This window comes from Nautilia lithotrophica, from assembly GCF_054656815.1.
On record NZ_BAAHXN010000002.1, the window covers coordinates 421,874 to 440,583 of the forward strand.

Here is an 18,710-nt window from a genome sequence, read left to right on the forward strand (position 1 = left end):
GTTGAAAATAATAAAATCAAACAAACTCGGGTTTTTTTATAAATATTTACAGGTAGGAAAAAGAAAATTCGGGGTTTTTAGCTATTATCTCGGATTTGATTTATTAAACGGGAAAGTATTGAATTATAATGAACTTCTGGAAAAAGTTAGTTCAATTTGTGAAGAAATCCAAGATGAAGGTTTTCCGAAATTAAATGCTGAATTTTTGGTTTGCGGTAGTGCTTATGCTTATGACAATGAAACTTCGGCAGTTGAAGTGGGTATTAAAGTCGGAAATTATAAAAAATCACTTGTTGTGTTTGGTGAGAGAGATTGGAAAATGGGCATACCCACAAAACCTAAGCCGTTTAAAAGCAAAAAAGTAAAATATTATGACAATAGTGAAAATCCCCCTGTAATAGAATATAAAAATAGATTGGTTACATCTAAAAATGATACTTATATTCCCGCATCATTTACGCCGTTATCTTTTAAAATGAGGACACTGAAGGGTAATTTTAAAGATTATGAAAAGTTTTGGCCGTATTTTCCGGAAGAATTTGATTTTGATTATTTTAACCTTGCCCCAAAAGACCAAAGGATAAGCGGTTATTTTAAAAATGAAAAAATCGAAATATATAACATGCATCCTAAATATCCTCTTATAACTTCTGAAATACCGGAAATTGATGTTAGGTGTTTTATGAAGAAAAACGATAATTTTTATGAAATTAAATTAAAAAAAGACACTTTATGGGTATATCCTGATATATTGTGTGCAATTGTAATTTTCAGAGGTGTAGTTGATGTAAAAGATGAGCTTTTCAGTGATATTGAGTATGTTTATGGAGAAATTGAATATGAGAAAAAGGATGAATCTTTTTATTATGAGTCATTTTTGAAAAAAATCAGAAAAATTCCCGACATGGAAAAAGAAGAGATTCTTAAACCTCAAAAAATGCCGGATTTAAAAATAGCCAAAAGAATAAAAACGTTTCTAAATCAGATACTTCAGAAAAAGCCTTCTATTAAATTCGATACCACCGAATTGATGGGGTTATTGCCTTCAGGGCAAAGTGGTGAGAAATTTTTGGATGTTTTAGGCAAAATAGAAGATATGAAAATCGAAATGCATAATCTGAAAAATTCAATAAAAGATATTGATTTTCCAAAGAAGAGTGAGCTGTTATATCCTGAAATTAAAAAGGGATGGGCTGATGATGGTTTTATTTTTGTAAACGAATGTGCCAAAAGACTTTTGAGAAGAAAAATTTATCCCGATGAGTTTATTAAATTGTCTTTAATAGGCGTAAACACCGGATGTATTAAGTCAAAATGGGGTGATACGGAAGTTGAGATACCAAAAGGTATGGTTTTTGCAAGATTTGACGGAAATAAATTGAAATCGGTAAGAATCAAAAACAATGAAGGTGAGCTTTTAGTAAAAGGCAGTGATGAAAAATTTCCTTTGGTTTTGATTGAAAATGAAAAGTATCCTTTTTTTGTTACCAAAAGCGATTTAGAAGGCTGGATGGTTAATTTTGAATGTTATGATATGTGTAATGTTATAGTTACTGACAATTTCGAAAATATTACTGAGATTATAAAAGATTCCCCGGTGTATGTTTTTGACGAAACTATTCCTGTAAAAAACAAAATCGTAATTCAATCCGAAAAAACAATTGAATCCCTTTTTAATGAAAAAAAATTAAGAGAAGTGTTTGAAAACTATTTAACACCTGATTTGGAATATGAAAACAGCATAGATTTTGATGAAGTTTCAAATGAAATTAATAAAAAAATTGAAAAAGAACTATCCTATGCAAAAGAAAAATCTGAAAAATTTAAAAAAGAAATGGCTGAAGAACTAAAAAAACACAATATCGAGGATGTAAAATCTGAATTTGAAAATGTAGATAATAAAGAATATGTTAATTTTGTATTTAATGAGATACAGACACTTTTTCAAAATAATATAAATGGTTTGAAAGATCCGGAATTTAAAGAAATACTTATTAACAAACAAAAAGAGTTTGATGAAATATTGAATAAAAAAGATGTATTTTTAAATCTTATCACAAAACTTGAATCAGAATTTAAAGTTTTTGAAGATCGGATGAAGGAGATGGATGATAAATTCAAAAAAATTGAACGCCCAGAAAAAAAAGAGCGAAGAAAAATAGAAGTAAATGAACTTAAAAGCGGGACAAACATCATTTATGAACTTGATGAAAAAAACAAAACCATAGAAAACCAAGAGTTTAAAAAATCAGTTTTTAAAGGAAAAATAGAAAATATAATTTTTAAAAATTGCGTTTTTGAACAAAGTATTATAAATATGAATATAGTTAATTGTAAGTTTATAGATTGTAAGGTTTCTTCGAATATTTTTCAAAAAGATATTTTAAGCACTGAAATGGTAAATTTTGAAAAAAACATATTTGAGAATATTTCCATTAACGGGACTTTAAGCAATTTTAAAAATAATAATTTTATTGAATGTAATATCAGTTGTGTTTTTGAAAATTTAGAAAACTGCAGATTTAACGGATGTAATATAACAAATACGGAATATAAGGGTGATTTCAGAAAAAATAGTTATAATGAATGTGTAATAGCCAACTTAGATATAAACGGCAATTTAAACAATGATTCTTTCATAAAAACGAAATTGGAAAATATTATGTTTAAAGGCATTATGAACAAATTAAGGTTTTTAAAGGAAACCTCAATAAAAAACTGCAGTTTTCAAAAAACAGAACTTTCTTTTTCAACTTTTTTTGAAATAAAAATAGAAAACTGCAATTTTATAAAATGTGTTTTAAACAATTCCCTGTTTAATAAAAATTCGATTGAATTTAGTGATTTTAGAAAAGCCGAAATGAAAAAGGTAAGGTTTGAATTTAATATAGTGAAAAAATCTAATTTTGCGGGTGCAAATCTTTTTCATGCGTCTTTTAGGGGAAGCAGATTTGAGGATGTAAGTTTCTTTTGGAGTAATTTATCTGCGGTTGAGATGTTTAATGTTAAATTTAAAAATGTGATTTTTGACAATGCAAACTTGGAAAAAACTCATATCAAAAGGGAATATATTGAGCAGTAAAATTTACAAAAATATGGAAATAGAGATTTTAAATGAGGATTTTTTAGATGCTACACTGCAGGAATGTGTCATTAAAAATATCGATAATAATTTTGTAGCCGATGAAATAAGTTTTTTAAATTGTAAATTTGAAAAAATCCAAAAGGCCTATTTTAATGAATGTATATTTGAAAAATGTGTGTTTGAAAATTTAAAAGGTGTATATTTTAACGAGTGTAAACTGGAAATGGAAATTAATGATAAGCATATGTTTAAATGTGAATTCAGCAAATGTGATATTAAAAATGAAATAAAAAATATGCAATTGGAAAAAGTAAGTTTTTTTAAAAGTGCAATAAGCATTAACAAGTGCAGTTTGAATAAAGTTCAGCTTAATTCAATTAAGTTTTCAAACAAAGATTTTAGTGAAGTTAAATTTAAAAATGTAATTTTGGACGGAAGTGTTTTTGAAAACTGCAGTTTTGAAAATAGCGAAATGGAAAACACAAGTTTTAGTAAAGCGCAGATTAAAAACTGCATTTTTAATAAAAGCAGAATAAAACATTCTTCTTTTGACAGGTCTGAAATAATTGCCTGTGATTTTTCAGGGGCCGTTTTTGAAGGAAGCGGTTTTGAAAACGCAAAAATTACCGATTCTCTTTTTAGAAGCGCTCAGATATATCGTTGTAGGTTTATTAATACGGATATACAAAAATGTGATTTTAAAGATGCATTTGTAAATAGCTGTGATTTTTCATATGCCTTTGTGCGGGATAATAAATTGTTAAATCCGTTAAATGTAATAAAAAGGGAATATAACGAAAACTGGGATGTAGATGATGAAAAAATAGGATTAAAGGATATCCAATGACAAACAGAAAAAACAACTTTGATATGGTATATGTTCAGCTAACTGGGATTGTAATCGGAAAAGAAGAAATGTATGTGGTAAAAACAGACAATAAAACTTACAAAGCAAAAAAAGCCGTAAGCTGCCTTGTTGAACCCGAAAGAGGTGATAAAGTCCTTCTGTTTAAAGACTCGGATAAATGCTATATATTATCAGTTTTGGAAAGAAATACGGAAGGGATAAAAATAAATCAGAAAAAATTAACTATAAACGTTTCTGAATTTAAAGTTAATGCCAAAAACGTTGAATCAAATATATTGAATTATAAAGCCTATATTGAAAAAATTGAGCTTATGTCAAAAATTATACAAATACATTCCAAGTTTTTTGAACATGTTTCAAATACAATCAAAAATTTATGTGACAGCCTGTTTTTCAGGGCGAATATACATAAAACCGAATGTAAAAGCAGGATATTGAACTCCAAAATAAATAAAAAAAACACGCAAATTGATATTATCGATTCGGAAAATATAGTAATTAATGCAGAAAACGAAGTCAAAATAGACGGAAATATCATAAATATGGGGTGAGCTATGTATCTTTTGACATTAAACGAGGGTATGAATCTGGCGGTTCCGGATGTTTGTTTAACACCAACACCCGGAGGTCCGGTTCCAACTCCTTATCCTAATATCTCTAATCCGGCTGAGGCAAACGGAGCCACGGCAGCTGAAAATTTGGTGGTTGACGGGGCAAAAGCTTTGAACCTGACTACTGAAATAACGTCTTCTCAGGGTGATGAGGCCGGAAGTAACGGAGGTGTCGTCTCAGGTGAAATAATGGGACCTACCAGGTTTTTAATGGGTAGTGAAAAACTTTTTATAAATGGAATGCCGGCAGTAAGGGTTACTTCCGAAACCGGGCAAAACGGAGAAACAATGAATGCGGTCGGTTCATCACTTGTGCCGACACAGACAATAGTTTTGGTATTGGGGTAATATATGAAAAACGGAGTTTTTTGGGAATCGAAAATAAATGAAAAAACGGACGGTTATATAAAAATTACAGGTAAATTTAGCAATGAAATAGTAGGTATATTCAATACCGAATTCAAAATCGGGCTTAGTATTTCGGCTTCATTGGGCGGAAAAGTGGAAATTGATATTTCCCTAACCGATAAAAAAATTGTTGGTGTTTATAAACTTATGGTTTTTGGTAAAGATTTAAGTGATACCAAAGTAGAACTTGATGTTGCAAAAAAAAGATTTGAAGAAATAGTTAAAGAAAAAAACCAGTATGACGAAGTTCTAACTCATACATTTAATAGTTTAAAAGAAAGCATTAAAAGAAATATGATTTTTACGATGGAATCTGTATCAAGTATAGAAAATTATGTAGAGCAAACATACACCACACATTTGGTCGCTACAAAAATGCAGTCCAGAATAAATGATTTACTCATTGAGGCAAACAGAAAAGTGGCACGGATTTTTTATTTTAATTCCAAAATTGAAAATTATATTAGAGATATTAAAAGAATTCAATCCGAAATAATCAGAAAAAAATCTAACATTAATACGAAGATAAAAGAAATAAAAAGTTTTAGCAGAAAACTTAAAGAACATAAACAGGAAATCGCAAATAAAACTACAACTGCAGAAAAAATAAAATATACTTTGGAATCTATTAATTGGGAAGGTTTAATTATGATAGAAGAAGGATAAAAAATGGCTGATTTTTCAAAAGAAAATTTTGGAATAGAAGTGTTTTCAAAAGGATGGCTGGATGTAAATGTAATGGGTAAAATCGCTACAACAGCTGTGTTTGAAACGGAAATGGTGGTAGGTTTGAGTGTAGAAGGAGCTCTTGCAAAAAAAAAAGAATACAATAGACCATTTTATAAAAAGAAGGGAGAAGAGCCTCAACAAAATAGTAAAAATATTACAAAGGGTGAATTTTCAGCTGATGTGATTTTTGGAATAAAGCGTGGTGAACATATAAAAGAAATTCAAGAAGAAACTCAATTGAAAAATGAATATATAGAAGCGATAGAAGAACAGATTGAGATAATTAAACAAAGAAATGTTGTTGTTGATTCACAAGATGAGCTTTATGAGCAACTCCTTGTTATGGTTGATGAAAAAATAGATTCGTTAATTGAAGAATATACACAAATTATTGATGAGCGTTTTGATAATATAATAAATTCGGAAGAGTTTTTCAACCAATATAAAGAAGCTATTGAAAACTATTTAGAGAATATTAAAACCAAACTTGAAACAATTAACAGATCTTCTGAAATATGTTTCAGTCTGTATGAAGTTATTAAATCAAGGGTTTCAGCTATAGAAAACAAGGTTACAAGTATTAACGGGGCGTTGCGTCAAATAGGTGAAAATTCAAATGAAATAGCAAAAAATATAATGGATGTGTCACATGTAGCAACGAAAATTTTAAGCGGTGTAACTATAATATCATCAAGTAATATAAAAATAGATAAGTAAGGAGCTTATATGAAGTATTTTTTTAAATTAAAAAACATCCCCGTTGAATTTCAGGTCGTCAGGTTTTCTTCATATGAGGCCATAAGTGAAATTTACAGGTATGAAATAGAACTTATCAGTAAAACATTGATAGAAGATGATGAAATATTGATGCAAGAGGCTCTTTTTGAAATGAAATTTTTACACAATACGGAAAAAATAAACGGAATTGTTGCCGAATTTGAAGAGATGGGGAAAATAGAGGATTTTTATTATTATAAAATAATACTTAAACCGAGAATCTTTCAGATGAGTATAAATAAAGATTCGGAAGTTTTTTTAGATAAGTCCATTGTAGATATATTTAAAGAAATTTTTTCCCAATACGGGTTTAACAACAGCGATTATGAATTTAATCTTATTAATGAATATGAAAAAAAAGAGTATGTGTGTCAATATCAGGAGAGCGATTTTGATTTTATCAGCAGATGGTGTGAGAGGGAAGGGATATATTTTTATTTTGAGCAAGGTGAAAAAGAAAAGGTTGTTTTTGTAGACAGCAAATATTCAAATCCGAATTTTCCTTATAACAATATTATGTATTATTCGCCGGTTTCAGGGGTTGAAGGTGAAAATATATATAAATCTCTTCAGAAACTTAGTGTTAAAAACAAAAGGGAAATCAGAAATGTGAAAATAAAAGATTACAATCCCGAAAAACCTTCTTATAATTTACAGACCGAAATAACAATAAACGAAAAAGGCTCAAGGGACATATATGTTTATGAACAACATTTTAAAACATTGGAAGAGGGGCAAAAACTTGCAAAAATAATAGGTGAGGGTTATGATGTTTATTCAAAACTATTTACAGCCAAAGCCACTATTCCAAATATTTATCCAGGGTATGTTTATAAACTTGAAAATCATTATAAAGATGAGTATGTAGATTATTTTATCATTCTTTTAGCAAAAAAAAGCGGGGTTGGTGACACTTTTGTAACGGATAAGATTAATTTGTTTAATGTTGAATTTGAAATGATCAAAAACAGCAAGCAATACAGACGTAAGTTTTTAACAAGAAGACCTAAAATTAATGGCGTTTTACTAGCAAAAATAGACGGGGAAACAGAAAAAACACCATATATCGATAATGAAGGCAGATATAAAGTAATAATGCCTTTTGATACAAAATCTAGGCAAAACGGAAAAGCTTCCTGCTGGATAAGATTAATGCAACCTGCAGGTGGTGGAAATAAAGGATTTCATTTTCCACTTAAAAAAGGAAGTGAAGTAGCGGTTGCTTTTGTCCATGGTGATCCTGACAGGCCTGTTATACTCGGTTCACTTCCAAATCCTTTAAATCCAAATGTCGTATCGATGAAAAACGCAATGCAAAATGTAATCAGGTCTGAAGAAAATATGAGGTTTATAATGGATGATGAAAAAAAACTAATTCAGTTTATATCAGGTGATGGTAAAAGTTTTATAAAAATTCATTAAAACAGAGAAGGGGTTGAGAGAGAGTGTTGTTCTTTTATATTTTCGGATGTAATTAAAATACCTATTTCGTCTATATCAAGATAATCCGGGTATTCGATTTCAATACCCCAGCTGTTGTAAAATATAGCTTTATCTCCTCTTATTTCTTCAAATTCAAGTATCTCATCATCCACTAAAATCTGCATCCCTTTTTTGAGTTCGTAAACTTTTCTCAAACCTCGCCTTTTTTCTTTAATTATAACACTTGGAAGATTAAATTTTTCTTAAAATAACATTTTGTTATTTCCACTCCTCAATTACGTCTTTGAATATATCGGCAAGTTTTATAACCTCTTCAGGTGTTGTGCGCTCATTCGGTGCATGAATAGTATCATTTTTAACACCGAATTCAACTACTTTAACCCCGTGTTTTGCAAAAAACCTCGCATCGCTTGTCCCGCCTGCGGTTGAGTGCTTAGGTGTGATGCCCGTTTCTTTTTTAATAGCTTTATCAAGTGCTTTTACCACCTTTGTATCAGGATTGGTAATAAAAGGTTCGGCGCTTTGTTTAAGCTCAAGCGTATAGTTCATATCTTTAAAATAGCGATGTATAAACTCTTCTATTTTTTTCTTGTCGGTATGTGTATTGTTTCTAACGTTAAACATCATTTTAAGCTCACCAGGTGTTACGTTTGTAACTTCCATTCCGGCTCTTATGTCCGTTACCACAAATTTGCTCGGTGCAAAAAATTCGTCACCATTATCTAAATCCACACCCGCTATTTTATGTAAGACCTGAGCGACTTTGTGTATAGGGTTAATTGATTTTTCAGGGTATGCCGCATGTCCCTGGAGGCCTATTTTTTTAAGCACACCATTGATTGAACCGCGTCTTCCGATTTTAATTGCATCTCCGAAAACTTTTTCACATGTAGGTTCGGCCACTATTGCATAATCGGGAATCAGGTTTTTTTCTTTTAAAATTTCAAGCATGTATTTTGTTCCCCATACCGCATCTCCTTCTTCATCGCTTGTAATAAGTGCGCTTAAAGTTCCGTTGAAATTTTTAGCGTTTTTCATAGCCCAAAGGAACGCGGCAAGCCCGCTTTTCATATCCTGAGCTCCCCTTGCGTATATGTAGCCGTCTTTTTCCGTTGGTGTAAAAGGATCGCTTTCCCATCCCTCACCTGGTGGAACAACGTCAATGTGTCCTCCGAAGCATAAATGATCCCCCTCACCGAATTTTTTATAAATAAAAAGATTTTTAACCCCTTCTTTTTCACTCTCAATTATTTCAAAACCATTTAAATATTCTTTTATAAATTCCATACTGCCATCATCATTAGGCGTTATGGATTTAAAACTTAGAAGTTTCTTAAAAAGGTCGATAACGTTCATTTTAATCCTTTATGATTTTTGGAATTATATTATAACGAATGGAAAAAAATGTAATTTATCAGACATCGTTATTTTTCTTTCCGACAAACCTGAAAGGTTTTTGGGTGAAATATATAATTTCAAAATCTTTGAAAATTTCAAAAAACTCTTCGTTGCCTATGGGATATTTGGAAATTGTTTCAAATATAAAAAACCCGTGCTTTTTCAGTGCTTTTGGAATTTGCTTGAGTATTTCTAAATTGAAATATTTAATCATTATGATTACATCAAACTCATTTTGTGGTATAATATAAGTATCAAGGTCAAGGTTTATTTTTTTGATTTTGGGATGATTGATTTTGGAAATTGCAACGTCGCTTATGTCTAGAAGGGTAACATTGTAGCCTTTGTTGAAAAGCTCGACGGAGTTCCTTCCGAGTCCGCCTGCCAAATCAAGGGCTTTTTTATCTTTTTTAGCAAGAGGGATAAATTTAAGCAATTCACTTGGTGGTTTGGAAGTTAGGGTTTTATATTTTTCATTCCATTTTAGTTTTTCTTCAATCATATATTTCCTTTAAGGGGCTATTATGAAAAAAATTATATCCGAAATTGAAAATTTAAAAGATAAAATCATAGAAATAAGACGCCATATTCATATGTATCCAGATCTCTCCGGTAAAGAGTATCCCACCCGGGATTACGTAAAAGAGATTTTGGAAAATGAAGGAATAAAAGAAATTCGGACTTTTGATAGTTTTGCAGGAATGGTTGTGGATTTAAAGGTTGATGCAAAACTTCCGACAATTGCTTTAAGAGCGGATATGGATGCTCTTCCTATTACCGAAGAGAATCACATTCCATACGCTTCAAGAAAAAAAGGAATTATGCACGCATGCGGACATGACGGGCATACGGCTATTTTAACCGGTTTTTTAATTGCATGTCAAAGACACAAAAACAAATTGCCTGTCAATATCAGAGGGATTTTCCAGCATAAAGAAGAGGTTATGGAAGGTGGAAGCGAGGATTTGATAAGAGAGGGGGTTTTGGATAATGTTGATGCTATTTTCGGGCTTCATATGTATCCTTACCTTCAAACCGGCGAAATAGGATACAAATACGGGGAAATGATGGCGAGTGCCGACAGCTTTGAAATTGAAATATTTGGAAAAAGCGCTCACGGAGCGAGACCTCACGAAGGGGTTGATGCTATACTTACCGCGTCGATGGTTGTGGATTCCGTAAATCACATTGTCAGCAGAAGAATAGACCCTCTCCATCCTGCGGTAATATCGTTCGGAACGATTGAAGGGGGAAAAGCGGCTAACATTATATGTGATCACGTAAAACTTAGCGGAACGGTAAGAACACTTAACGATGCCGTTAGGCAGAGTATAAAAGAGATGATGGAAGAGGCAACTGCTGGAATATGCAGAGCAATGGGCGCTAAATACAATTTTAAATACTACTTTGGAAATCCCGAACTTATCAATCACGACAAAATGGTTGATTTGGTTGTTAGAGCTGCTAAAAAGGTAGCAAAACCGATTGATTTAAAGCTTCCTGTAATGGGAGGGGAGGATTTTGCAAATTACCTGAAAGTTGTAAAAGGCGCCTTTTTCAGGCTCGGATGCTGTAATGAATCAAAATCGACCTGTTATCCTCAGCATCATCCAAGATTCGATATAGACGAAGAGAGTCTGATAATAGGGGCGAAAATTTTTGCAAATATCGTTAAGGAATACAAATGAAAGGACACACGGGCATATCTTCACCTTTTTTTGTCATAAAAGAGGAAATAGACGCAGTCATCAGGGATATTGAACCTCGGGATGCTTATGATGTTGTAGAACTTTTCAGGGCGAATTATGATAATACTTATTATAAAAAAAGTTTTTATGATCCTAACACATGGGTGAAAATGAGTGAAAGTAAAAAATATTATCCGGTGGTGGCCGAGGTTGAAGGAAAGGTTGTCGGCCAGTTTTTGCTTACTAAAAATGACGTATATAACGGGGAAATAAGCGCCGTTGTCGTTCACCCGGATTTTAAAGGCAGGGGTCTTATGAACAAGATGTTCGATTATTTGATAAAAAAAGCGAAAAATTTAGGTCTTTATGCAATTTATGGGGAAGCTATTATGTTTCATCCGTTTTCACAAAAAGCTAATTTAAAACAGGGAATGGTGGAAAGCGCACTGCAGCTTGGGGAAGTGGCGTCGTGGGTTGCACAAAAGGATATAAAATTTGAAAAACGCTCGGGAACCCTTGTAAGCTTTAAAATATTCAAAACAGGCAAAAGAGCGGTTTTTGCACCGGAAATATACAAAAAACTAATTATTGAAAGATACAAAAAAGCGGGCTTTAAACTTGTAAAAACGAATATTAGGGTTATTAAAAACTCTTTGGAATTGTGGGAGAACAGACTTTTGAAAATTTCCGGAATAATAATTAAAGGGAAGGTAAAAAACTTTGAAAAAAGATTTGAAATTCTTTTTGCAAAAGCGAAATTAAGAGGTGAAATGATATATGCCGATATCAATTTACATACGAGAGAAATTAATGAAATAACGGAGTTTTTAAACAAAAAAAAGTTTTTTTACAGCGGAGTTTTGTGGTATAGGTATAACGGATACGACTATTTAAGACTTCAATATGAAAACACCCATAATGTTGAAGAGAGGTTAAATGTCTGTTATAGCGAATACTGCAGGTTTCTTTCAAAATTTGTAAGGAAAGATAAAAAAAGGGTTAGACGTTTATGAAATTTTCGATCATACACAGATAATCGCTAATATTCTCAAATCTGTGGTTGCCGCCGTATTCGACTATTACTTTGGCATTGGGGCGGTTTTTAAATTTTTTCAGTGTTTTTTTGTAATTTAGAACTTCGTCGCCACTTTGCAGAAGAACAAGGTATTTACCCCTTTTTGGTTTGATTTTATATTTTTTTAGTTCTTTTAAATACTCTTTTTTCCATTCGAACGCTTTATTGTCGCAAAACCTGTATTGTGTTCCGATGTAAGGTTTCAGTGTTTTATAGGGTTTGAGCGACGGGTTTATCAAAACGGCTTTAAGTGAGAATTTTTCAGCAAGGTATATTGCATAATAACCGCCGAGTGAACTTCCTATTAAAATTGCCCGGGGTGTTATTAAACCGGCAAGAAGATTAAGTGCATCTTTAGGCGAAGGGGGCAAATCGGGTGTTAATGTTTTTATATCAAAATAATCTTTAATGGCTCTACTTTTGTTGCCAAGCCCGCAGCTTCCGAATCCGTGAATGTAAATTATCTGTTTCATTGCACCGGATTTTCGTAAAATATATAAGTTTCGTAGTTTGTCACTTCAAAATAGAGTTTTTTCTTTTCATCAGGGTCCACTTTATAATTGAAATTTTTGTCAAGATATCCGTATGCAAACCTGTAAGGGCGCGGTTTGTTGTCATCTGTGCCGTGTGCCGTAGTCAGTTTGTCCACTTTTAAAAACCTCATAACGAGCTTTCCGCCGCTGTATATGTCCACGACGCCGTTAACACCGGTTATGTTTTGAATGGATCTTCCTATTTTGTTTTGCTGCTCCTGTGTACATCCCGTGATTATAAAAAAGGCGGATATAAATATTAAAAATTTTTTCATTTTTGTCCTTGTTTAGATTTGGTTTATGTTGTAATGTTTTAATTATAACAAAAAGGCTTTGCAATGGTGAAACTTAAAAACGTCCATAAGTCCTATAAAATGGGGGAAATTGAGGTTAAGGTTTTAGAAGGGCTTGACCTTGAGATTGAAAAAGGCGAGTTTGTGGCTTTAATAGGCCCGAGCGGCAGCGGTAAAACCACGATTTTAAATATTATCGGCGCGCTTGACAGGGCAGATGAGGGAAGAGTCGAGGTTGCCGGTGTAGATATTACAAAAAAGGATGAAAAAGAACTTACGAAATTCAGAGCCGACCATTTGGGGTATGTTTTTCAGGATTTTAACCTGATTGAGGTTTTTAATGTATTTGAAAACGTCAATTTTCCTCTTAAGGTAATACATAAAAGAAAAGACGACGAAAAAGTAAAAAATCTTCTTAAAGACATAGGTATGAGCGATCAGATAAATAAATTCCCCGATCAGTTATCCGGCGGACAGAAACAAAGAGTTGCAGTGGCAAGGGCGCTTGTTACGGATCCTTTGATAGTGTTGGCGGACGAGCCTACCGCAAACCTTGACAGCGTAACAAGTCACAGGGTGATTGAGCTTATGAGAAAAATGCAAAAAGAATTCAACACCACTTTTATTTTTTCAACACACGATACGCATCTTATCGACGAGGTTGACAGGGTTTTATATCTGCAGGACGGAAAAATAATAAAAGACGAAAGGAAATAAAATGGAAAGTTTTAAAATAGCGTTTCGTAACCTCGTCAGGATGGGAAGAAGAACTGCCCTTACGGGTTCGCTTATAGCAATAGGCGTGGTGTTTGTGGTGCTTTACATTACGTATGCTGAAAGCTTTAAAAATTCAATGATAGCGCAGATTACCGACAGCGTTATGGGTGAACTTCAAATTCACAAAAAAGGATACGTATCAAGTCTTGATTCGTTGCCGCTTGATAAAAACTTAGGCCCTAAAATCGTTAAAAAAATTGAAGAAAAACTAAACTCAATGCCTGAAGTTTATTCATACAGCGAAAGACTGAAATTCGGGGGTATGATAAGTAACTATACCGACTCTACAAATATAAGGCTTAACGGGATAGACCCTAAAATGGAAGCAAAAACACTACCTCTTTTAAAAGAAAGACTTAAAGGACACCTTCCAAAAGAAGGTGAAATCGTAATACCAGAACTTATTGCTAAAGGACTGAAACTTAAAATCGGGGATGTTGTAGTGCTTGTAGCTACCAACAAAAACGGAAGTATGAACGCAAAAACGCTTAAAATCAGCGGTATTGTGGGTATAATTTCGGGTCCCGGCGGAAGGGACGGGTACATAAACCTAAAAGACGCAAGGAAACTTTTAAGAATTAAAAAGCCTGAAATAAACGAAATAGTAATAAAACTCAAAAACCCCGATATGCTACAAAAAGCCAATAAAGAACTTGTAAAATTCGTAAAAAGTATTAAAAAACCTAAACTTGAAGTGCATACGTGGATTAAACTCTCTCCTTTTGCGAATATTATAAAAATGCTTGATTTGATGATGTTCAGTATTGAAATTATTCTTATTTCCATTGTGCTTGTGTCGATTTTAAATGTAATGATTATGAGTGTGTATGAAAGAATCAAACAGATAGGAACCATGAAAGCTATGGGGACGCCTAAAAGCTTTATCGTTTCAATGTTTGTAAACGAAGGGCTGCTGCTTGGTGTTTTCGGATTTTTTATAGGTGTTGTTTTGAGTATCGCTTTTGTGTATATTATAGGTGATATTCATTATAATTTTGGTAGACAGAGCAATCTGCTTTTGGTACCCGTGATTGACTATAAAAGCATTGTAGGTGTAGGTGTGATGGTTGTGGTTATTGCAGTAATTGCAAGTCTGTATCCGGCATTTAAAGCTGCCAGTTTGAAACCTATAGATGCGCTTAGAAGTTAAATACAATGTAAAATGGAAAATGGAAAATGAACGAAAAGAACCCGGCCGCTTGAAAAGTGGCGGGGTGAAAGTGAAAAATTAAAAGTTAAGGATAGAATATGAAAAAATTATTGTTTGCAGTATTGATTCCCGTGTTTTTGTTAGCGGGAAACATACTTGAAGAAATTGATAAAAATTTAAATCCTACAAGTTTTGAAGCGTATAAAAAGCTTATAAACATAGAACCAGACGGCAGCAAAAAAGAATTTCTTATGTGGATGATTAAAAAAGACAAGGATAAAATAGCAAATCTCTTTTTAAAACCAAAAAGCGACTACGGCAGGGCGCTTTTGAGGCTCGGGGACAATATGTGGCTTTATATTCCGGGAATAGCAAAACCTTTGAGGGTTGCGTCCGCCCAAAGCGTAACGGGTGGAGTGTTTAACAACAGCGATATTTTAAGGGTTGATTACGCAGTTGAATACGATATAGAAAAACAGGTGGGTGATACTCTTTACCTAAAAGCCAAAAACGAAGATGTAACTTATGAAAAAGTCGTTATGAAAATAGATCTTAAAAGAAAACTTCCTCTAAGGCTTGATTGTTATGCCGGGGGGATTTTGATTAAAACGATTGAATACGGGAAAATTACGGATTTTGGTAACGGAATAGTAAGACCCGCGGTTATGCAGACGACCTCGCCTCTTCAAAAGGGATATAAAAGTATTATGATTTGGGCTAAGATTAAACCGAGAAAGCTTAAAGACGAATATTTTACGCTTGAATTTATGCCGCATCTGAATGAAATCAGAAAATAGATTATGAATGAAGAATTAAGAATGGAGAATTGAGAATGAAATTTAAATATCTTTTTCCTTTATTTACATTATCCTGCTTTGCATTAGCGGCCGGGGATTTGGATAACATAGACATCTCTCTTGATTTAGGGGATATTGACAAACCTTACAGCTATTCGGGTTATATAAAACCTGAAATTTATTATATTGACAATAAGGAAAAATATACGAAATTTAAGAGTGAGCTTAATTTTGAGGGTGATTATAAAAAAGATAAATGGTATTTCAAAGGAAACTGGAGCGGGTATTACACAACCGACAAATACGATACTTCAACATACGGCATAGTAAACGAACTTTACGTTAAATACGGGGATGTGAATAAAAATATCACAATCGGAAAAGAGCTTTTAAAATGGGGCAAAGGATATGCATATTCGGCGGTTAGTTTCTTTACACGTCCGAAAAACCCTCTGTATCCGGAAGATCTCAAACAAGGCTATGAACTTGTTCATTTGAAAACAATAGACACACTAAACGGCAATATTAAAAACTATTCTCTTGATTTAATCTATATGCCATCATCAAATGCCTTTAATTCCGATTTGCAAAAATCACAAAACTGGGGTGCTAAACTCTATATGCTTTATGAAAATACCGATATCGATTTTATGTTTGAAAAAAGTAATGTGTATCCCGACAGATACGGGGTTGATTTTTCCTTTAATTTGATGACGGAACTTGAAATGCACGGAGAATATGCCTATGATGAAAAAAGCGAGAATTCATACCTTTTAGGATTTAAATATGCAAGCGAGTATGATTTCAGTGTTACGGGGGAATGGTATAAAGACTGGAATAAAAACAAGTTCGCATATACTAAAATTTCAAAAAAAGATTTTTATATTGACTATCTGACGGCTTATATTACCGGAATAAGAAACTATACCAAAAATATGAATTCACTATTAATCGGAGGAAGCTACGATTTTAAAAACAATTTTGTTTTAACTGCAGAATACCTCACTTCTACCAAACAAAAACAGAGTAAAATCTCTCTTCGCTACTATTTTTAATCTTCTTTTTGTTATAATCAAAACAAAAACGGAGAGATAAATGATTAAAAATCATAATGAATATAAAAAAGCCGTTGAAACCCTTAAAAAATGGGCATATTATTATTATGTTTTGGATAACCCTTTAGTTACGGACGAAGAATATGATAAGCTTTACCATGAAGTTGAAGAGTATGAAAAAGCCCATCCTGAGGAAATTGATCCGTCATCACCTACACAAAGAGTCGGTGACGTTGTTCTGGAAGGCTTTGAAAAAGCAAAACATTTAAGCCGTATGTGGTCTATGGAGGATGTGTTTAACGAAAACGACTTTTTAGACTGGGTCTCAAGGGTCAAAAGAATACTCGGACACAGCGATTTCAGTTTTTATATCGAGCCAAAATTCGATGGGGCGAGTTTGAATCTGGTATATGAAAACGGCAAACTTATAAGGGCAGAAACAAGAGGTGACGGCGAAATAGGCGAAGATGTAACGCTAAATGCAAAAACAATCAATTCAATCCCCCTTGAAATTAAAGAACAATCCCTTATCGAAATAAGGGGAGAGGTTGTTATTAAGAAAAAAGATTTTGACAAATTAAATGAAGAGAGAATAAAAAAAGGGGAACCTACGTTTGCCAATCCGAGAAACGCCGCGGCGGGGAGCCTCAGACAGCTTGATCCTAAAATTACAGCAAGCAGACCGCTAATTTTTTATCCGTGGGGTGTTGGTGTTAACTCTTTAAGTTATGAAAAATACAGCGAACTTATGGATTACATATATTCTCTCGGGTTTAAAGAACCTCCTAAAAGAGGCGTATGTAAAGATATTCCTTGCGTTGAAAAAAAATATGAAGAGTTTGTGGAACTCAGGGACAGCTTTGAAGTTATGCTTGACGGGATGGTTGTAAAGATAGATGAAATAAAATATCACGATATTTTAGGCTATACGCAAAAATATCCGAGATGGATGGTTGCATATAAGTTCCCGGCCGTTGAAAAAGAAACAATTATAGAAGATGTTGTCGTTCAGGTGGGAAGAACCGGGGTATTAACGCCTGTTGCAGTGCTAAAACCTGTTGAAATAGGCGGTGTTATAGTTGAGAGGGCAACCCTTCACAATTTTGACGAAATTGAGAGAATGGATATAAGAATAGGGGATCATGTAATAGTTATAAGAAGCGGTGATGTGATTCCTAAAATTACGAAAGTTCTTGCATGGAAAAGAAAGGGAGATGAAAAACCGATTCCACGTCCGACACATTGTCCGGTATGCGGTGCCGAAGTATTGGATGAGGGGGCTCTTATTAAGTGTCAAAATCTTTCATGTCCCGCAAGGGTTGTCAATACGATTATTTATTTTGCAAGCAAAAACTGCCTTGATATAGAGGGGCTTGGTGAAAGTGTGGCGAAACTGCTTTACGAACACGGACTTGTAAAAGATATTACAGATATATTTAAATTAAAAGTAGAAGATTTGGAAAAACTGCCCCTGTTTGCAAGGAAGAAAGCCCAAAACCTCGTAAACGCTATAAAAAGCAGAGTAGGGGTTGAGTGCTGGAGGTTTGTAAATGCGCTCGGAATTGAGCATATAGGGGAAGTGGCGAGTAAAAAAATATGTGAAAAATTCGGTGTGGAATTTTACAAACACGACCCTGAGGAATTTGAAGAAATAGAAGGTTTCGGGCCTGAAATGGTAAAATCCATTGCCGAATACGTAAGGGTTAACAGAGAAAAAATTGAAAAACTCATTGAAATATTAAAACCTAAAAACCCTGAAAAAAAAGAGATTAAACAAACACCATTTAGCGGTAAAACTATTGTGCTTACAGGGACAATGAGCAAGCCGAGAAGTGAAATTAAAAAAATCTTGGAAGACGCCGGCGCGAAAGTAACAAACAGCGTAAGTAAAAAAACGGATTTCGTAATTTACGGAGAAGATCCCGGAAGCAAATACGAAAAAGCGAAAAAACTCGGAGTAAACTTATTGAGAGAAGAAGAAATGTGGAAACTCATTGGGGAAAATGTTTAAAAATTGATAATT

General features: G+C 33.3%; 19 protein-coding genes. 14 read left to right on the plus strand and 5 right to left on the minus strand.

Features of this window, described 5'->3' with window-relative positions:
* Position 1 precedes the first annotated feature (1 nt).
* The 7 genes from ACYQ19_RS06745 to ACYQ19_RS06775 are packed head-to-tail and all read left to right on the plus strand — an operon-like array spanning position 2 to position 7,900.
* Entirely contained in the window at positions 2-3,082 is a 3,081-nt protein-coding gene (locus ACYQ19_RS06745; RefSeq protein ID WP_459978669.1) for a DUF2169 family type VI secretion system accessory protein, read from the plus strand.
* Entirely contained in the window at positions 3,072-3,932 is an 861-nt protein-coding gene (locus ACYQ19_RS06750; RefSeq protein ID WP_459978670.1) for a pentapeptide repeat-containing protein, read from the plus strand. Before ACYQ19_RS06745 ends, ACYQ19_RS06750 begins: the two co-directional genes overlap by 11 nt.
* The gene (locus ACYQ19_RS06755) at positions 3,929-4,504 is read left to right on the plus strand and encodes a DUF3540 domain-containing protein (protein ID WP_459978671.1); all 576 of its coding nucleotides are present in this window, start codon (positions 3,929-3,931) and stop codon (positions 4,502-4,504) included. The genes ACYQ19_RS06750 and ACYQ19_RS06755 overlap by 4 nt, the downstream gene beginning before the upstream one ends.
* A 3-nt stretch (positions 4,505-4,507) precedes the next feature.
* A complete protein-coding gene (locus ACYQ19_RS06760; RefSeq protein ID WP_459978672.1) occupies positions 4,508-4,912 on the plus strand; it encodes a DUF4150 domain-containing protein in 405 nt (134 codons plus the stop codon).
* 3 nt (positions 4,913-4,915) lie between these two features.
* The gene (locus tag ACYQ19_RS06765; protein WP_459978673.1) at positions 4,916-5,638 is read left to right on the plus strand and encodes a hypothetical protein; all 723 of its coding nucleotides are present in this window, start codon (positions 4,916-4,918) and stop codon (positions 5,636-5,638) included.
* A gap of 3 nt (positions 5,639-5,641) precedes the next feature.
* On the plus strand, positions 5,642-6,418 hold the full coding sequence (locus ACYQ19_RS06770) for a hypothetical protein (protein WP_459978674.1): 777 nt from the start codon (positions 5,642-5,644) through the stop codon (positions 6,416-6,418).
* Between the two features lie 9 nt (positions 6,419-6,427).
* The gene (locus ACYQ19_RS06775; RefSeq protein WP_459978675.1) at positions 6,428-7,900 is read left to right on the plus strand and encodes a type VI secretion system Vgr family protein; all 1,473 of its coding nucleotides are present in this window, start codon (positions 6,428-6,430) and stop codon (positions 7,898-7,900) included.
* Here ACYQ19_RS06775 and ACYQ19_RS06780 read toward each other — a convergent pair.
* The 3 genes from ACYQ19_RS06780 to ACYQ19_RS06790 all read right to left on the minus strand — a co-directional run bounded on the left by ACYQ19_RS06780 (position 7,897) and on the right by ACYQ19_RS06790 (position 9,821).
* A complete protein-coding gene (locus tag ACYQ19_RS06780) occupies positions 7,897-8,115 on the minus strand; it encodes a succinyl-diaminopimelate desuccinylase (RefSeq protein ID WP_459978676.1) in 219 nt (72 codons plus the stop codon). The genes ACYQ19_RS06775 and ACYQ19_RS06780 overlap by 4 nt on opposite strands.
* A 64-nt stretch (positions 8,116-8,179) precedes the next feature.
* Positions 8,180-9,277: a succinyl-diaminopimelate desuccinylase gene (gene dapE / locus ACYQ19_RS06785; RefSeq protein ID WP_459978677.1), complete on the minus strand. Its 1,098-nt coding sequence runs from the start codon at positions 9,275-9,277 to the stop codon at positions 8,180-8,182.
* A 58-nt stretch (positions 9,278-9,335) separates the two neighbouring features.
* Positions 9,336-9,821: a class I SAM-dependent methyltransferase gene (locus ACYQ19_RS06790; protein ID WP_459978678.1), complete on the minus strand. Its 486-nt coding sequence runs from the start codon at positions 9,819-9,821 to the stop codon at positions 9,336-9,338.
* A 22-nt stretch (positions 9,822-9,843) separates the two neighbouring features.
* Between ACYQ19_RS06790 and ACYQ19_RS06795 the strand changes: the two genes are divergently transcribed.
* Positions 9,844-11,007 (plus strand): M20 metallopeptidase family protein, encoded by a 1,164-nt coding sequence (locus tag ACYQ19_RS06795; protein WP_459978679.1) that lies wholly within the window; start codon positions 9,844-9,846, stop codon positions 11,005-11,007.
* On the plus strand, positions 11,004-12,020 hold the full coding sequence (locus tag ACYQ19_RS06800) for a GNAT family N-acetyltransferase (RefSeq protein ID WP_459978680.1): 1,017 nt from the start codon (positions 11,004-11,006) through the stop codon (positions 12,018-12,020). Before ACYQ19_RS06795 ends, ACYQ19_RS06800 begins: the two co-directional genes overlap by 4 nt.
* Here the strand turns inward: ACYQ19_RS06800 and ACYQ19_RS06805 are convergent.
* Entirely contained in the window at positions 12,007-12,555 is a 549-nt protein-coding gene (locus ACYQ19_RS06805; RefSeq protein ID WP_459978681.1) for a YqiA/YcfP family alpha/beta fold hydrolase, read from the minus strand. The genes ACYQ19_RS06800 and ACYQ19_RS06805 overlap by 14 nt on opposite strands.
* Complete coding sequence (locus tag ACYQ19_RS06810) at positions 12,552-12,890, minus strand: hypothetical protein (RefSeq protein WP_459978682.1); 339 nt, start codon at positions 12,888-12,890, stop codon at positions 12,552-12,554. Before ACYQ19_RS06810 ends, ACYQ19_RS06805 begins: the two co-directional genes overlap by 4 nt.
* Before the next feature lie 63 nt (positions 12,891-12,953).
* Here ACYQ19_RS06810 and ACYQ19_RS06815 point away from each other — a divergent pair, with 63 nt between their 5' ends.
* From ACYQ19_RS06815 to ligA, 5 genes are all read left to right on the plus strand, one after another.
* On the plus strand, positions 12,954-13,625 hold the full coding sequence (locus ACYQ19_RS06815; protein WP_459978683.1) for an ABC transporter ATP-binding protein: 672 nt from the start codon (positions 12,954-12,956) through the stop codon (positions 13,623-13,625).
* A 1-nt stretch (position 13,626) separates the two neighbouring features.
* Complete coding sequence (locus ACYQ19_RS06820; RefSeq protein ID WP_459978684.1) at positions 13,627-14,835, plus strand: ABC transporter permease; 1,209 nt, start codon at positions 13,627-13,629, stop codon at positions 14,833-14,835.
* A 98-nt stretch (positions 14,836-14,933) separates the two neighbouring features.
* Entirely contained in the window at positions 14,934-15,632 is a 699-nt protein-coding gene (locus ACYQ19_RS06825) for an outer membrane lipoprotein-sorting protein (RefSeq protein WP_459978685.1), read from the plus strand.
* 35 nt (positions 15,633-15,667) lie between these two features.
* On the plus strand, positions 15,668-16,687 hold the full coding sequence (locus ACYQ19_RS06830) for a hypothetical protein (protein ID WP_459978686.1): 1,020 nt from the start codon (positions 15,668-15,670) through the stop codon (positions 16,685-16,687).
* Positions 16,688-16,727: 40 nt separating this feature from the next.
* A complete protein-coding gene (gene ligA, locus ACYQ19_RS06835) occupies positions 16,728-18,698 on the plus strand; it encodes an NAD-dependent DNA ligase LigA (RefSeq protein ID WP_459978687.1) in 1,971 nt (656 codons plus the stop codon).
* Positions 18,699-18,710 lie beyond the last annotated feature (12 nt).

Excerpts from the sequence above, each read along its gene's own strand:
- ACYQ19_RS06775 (WP_459978675.1), top strand. The coding sequence starts at position 6,428 with ATGAAGTATTTTTTTAAATTAAAAAACATCCCCGTTGAATTTCAGGTC.
- dapE (WP_459978677.1), bottom strand. The coding sequence starts at position 9,277 with ATGAACGTTATCGACCTTTTTAAGAAACTTCTAAGTTTTAAATCCATA.
- ACYQ19_RS06810 (WP_459978682.1), bottom strand. The coding sequence starts at position 12,890 with ATGAAAAAATTTTTAATATTTATATCCGCCTTTTTTATAATCACGGGA.
- ACYQ19_RS06830 (WP_459978686.1), top strand. The coding sequence starts at position 15,668 with ATGAAATTTAAATATCTTTTTCCTTTATTTACATTATCCTGCTTTGCA.
- ACYQ19_RS06815 (WP_459978683.1), top strand. The coding sequence starts at position 12,954 with ATGGTGAAACTTAAAAACGTCCATAAGTCCTATAAAATGGGGGAAATT.
- ACYQ19_RS06755 (WP_459978671.1), top strand. The coding sequence starts at position 3,929 with ATGACAAACAGAAAAAACAACTTTGATATGGTATATGTTCAGCTAACT.
- ACYQ19_RS06800 (WP_459978680.1), top strand. The coding sequence starts at position 11,004 with ATGAAAGGACACACGGGCATATCTTCACCTTTTTTTGTCATAAAAGAG.
- ACYQ19_RS06760 (WP_459978672.1), top strand. The coding sequence starts at position 4,508 with ATGTATCTTTTGACATTAAACGAGGGTATGAATCTGGCGGTTCCGGAT.
- ACYQ19_RS06825 (WP_459978685.1), top strand. The coding sequence starts at position 14,934 with ATGAAAAAATTATTGTTTGCAGTATTGATTCCCGTGTTTTTGTTAGCG.
- ACYQ19_RS06805 (WP_459978681.1), bottom strand. The coding sequence starts at position 12,555 with ATGAAACAGATAATTTACATTCACGGATTCGGAAGCTGCGGGCTTGGC.
- ACYQ19_RS06820 (WP_459978684.1), top strand. The coding sequence starts at position 13,627 with ATGGAAAGTTTTAAAATAGCGTTTCGTAACCTCGTCAGGATGGGAAGA.
- ACYQ19_RS06765 (WP_459978673.1), top strand. The coding sequence starts at position 4,916 with ATGAAAAACGGAGTTTTTTGGGAATCGAAAATAAATGAAAAAACGGAC.
- ACYQ19_RS06790 (WP_459978678.1), bottom strand. The coding sequence starts at position 9,821 with ATGATTGAAGAAAAACTAAAATGGAATGAAAAATATAAAACCCTAACT.
- ligA (WP_459978687.1), top strand. The coding sequence starts at position 16,728 with ATGATTAAAAATCATAATGAATATAAAAAAGCCGTTGAAACCCTTAAA.
- ACYQ19_RS06770 (WP_459978674.1), top strand. The coding sequence starts at position 5,642 with ATGGCTGATTTTTCAAAAGAAAATTTTGGAATAGAAGTGTTTTCAAAA.
- ACYQ19_RS06795 (WP_459978679.1), top strand. The coding sequence starts at position 9,844 with ATGAAAAAAATTATATCCGAAATTGAAAATTTAAAAGATAAAATCATA.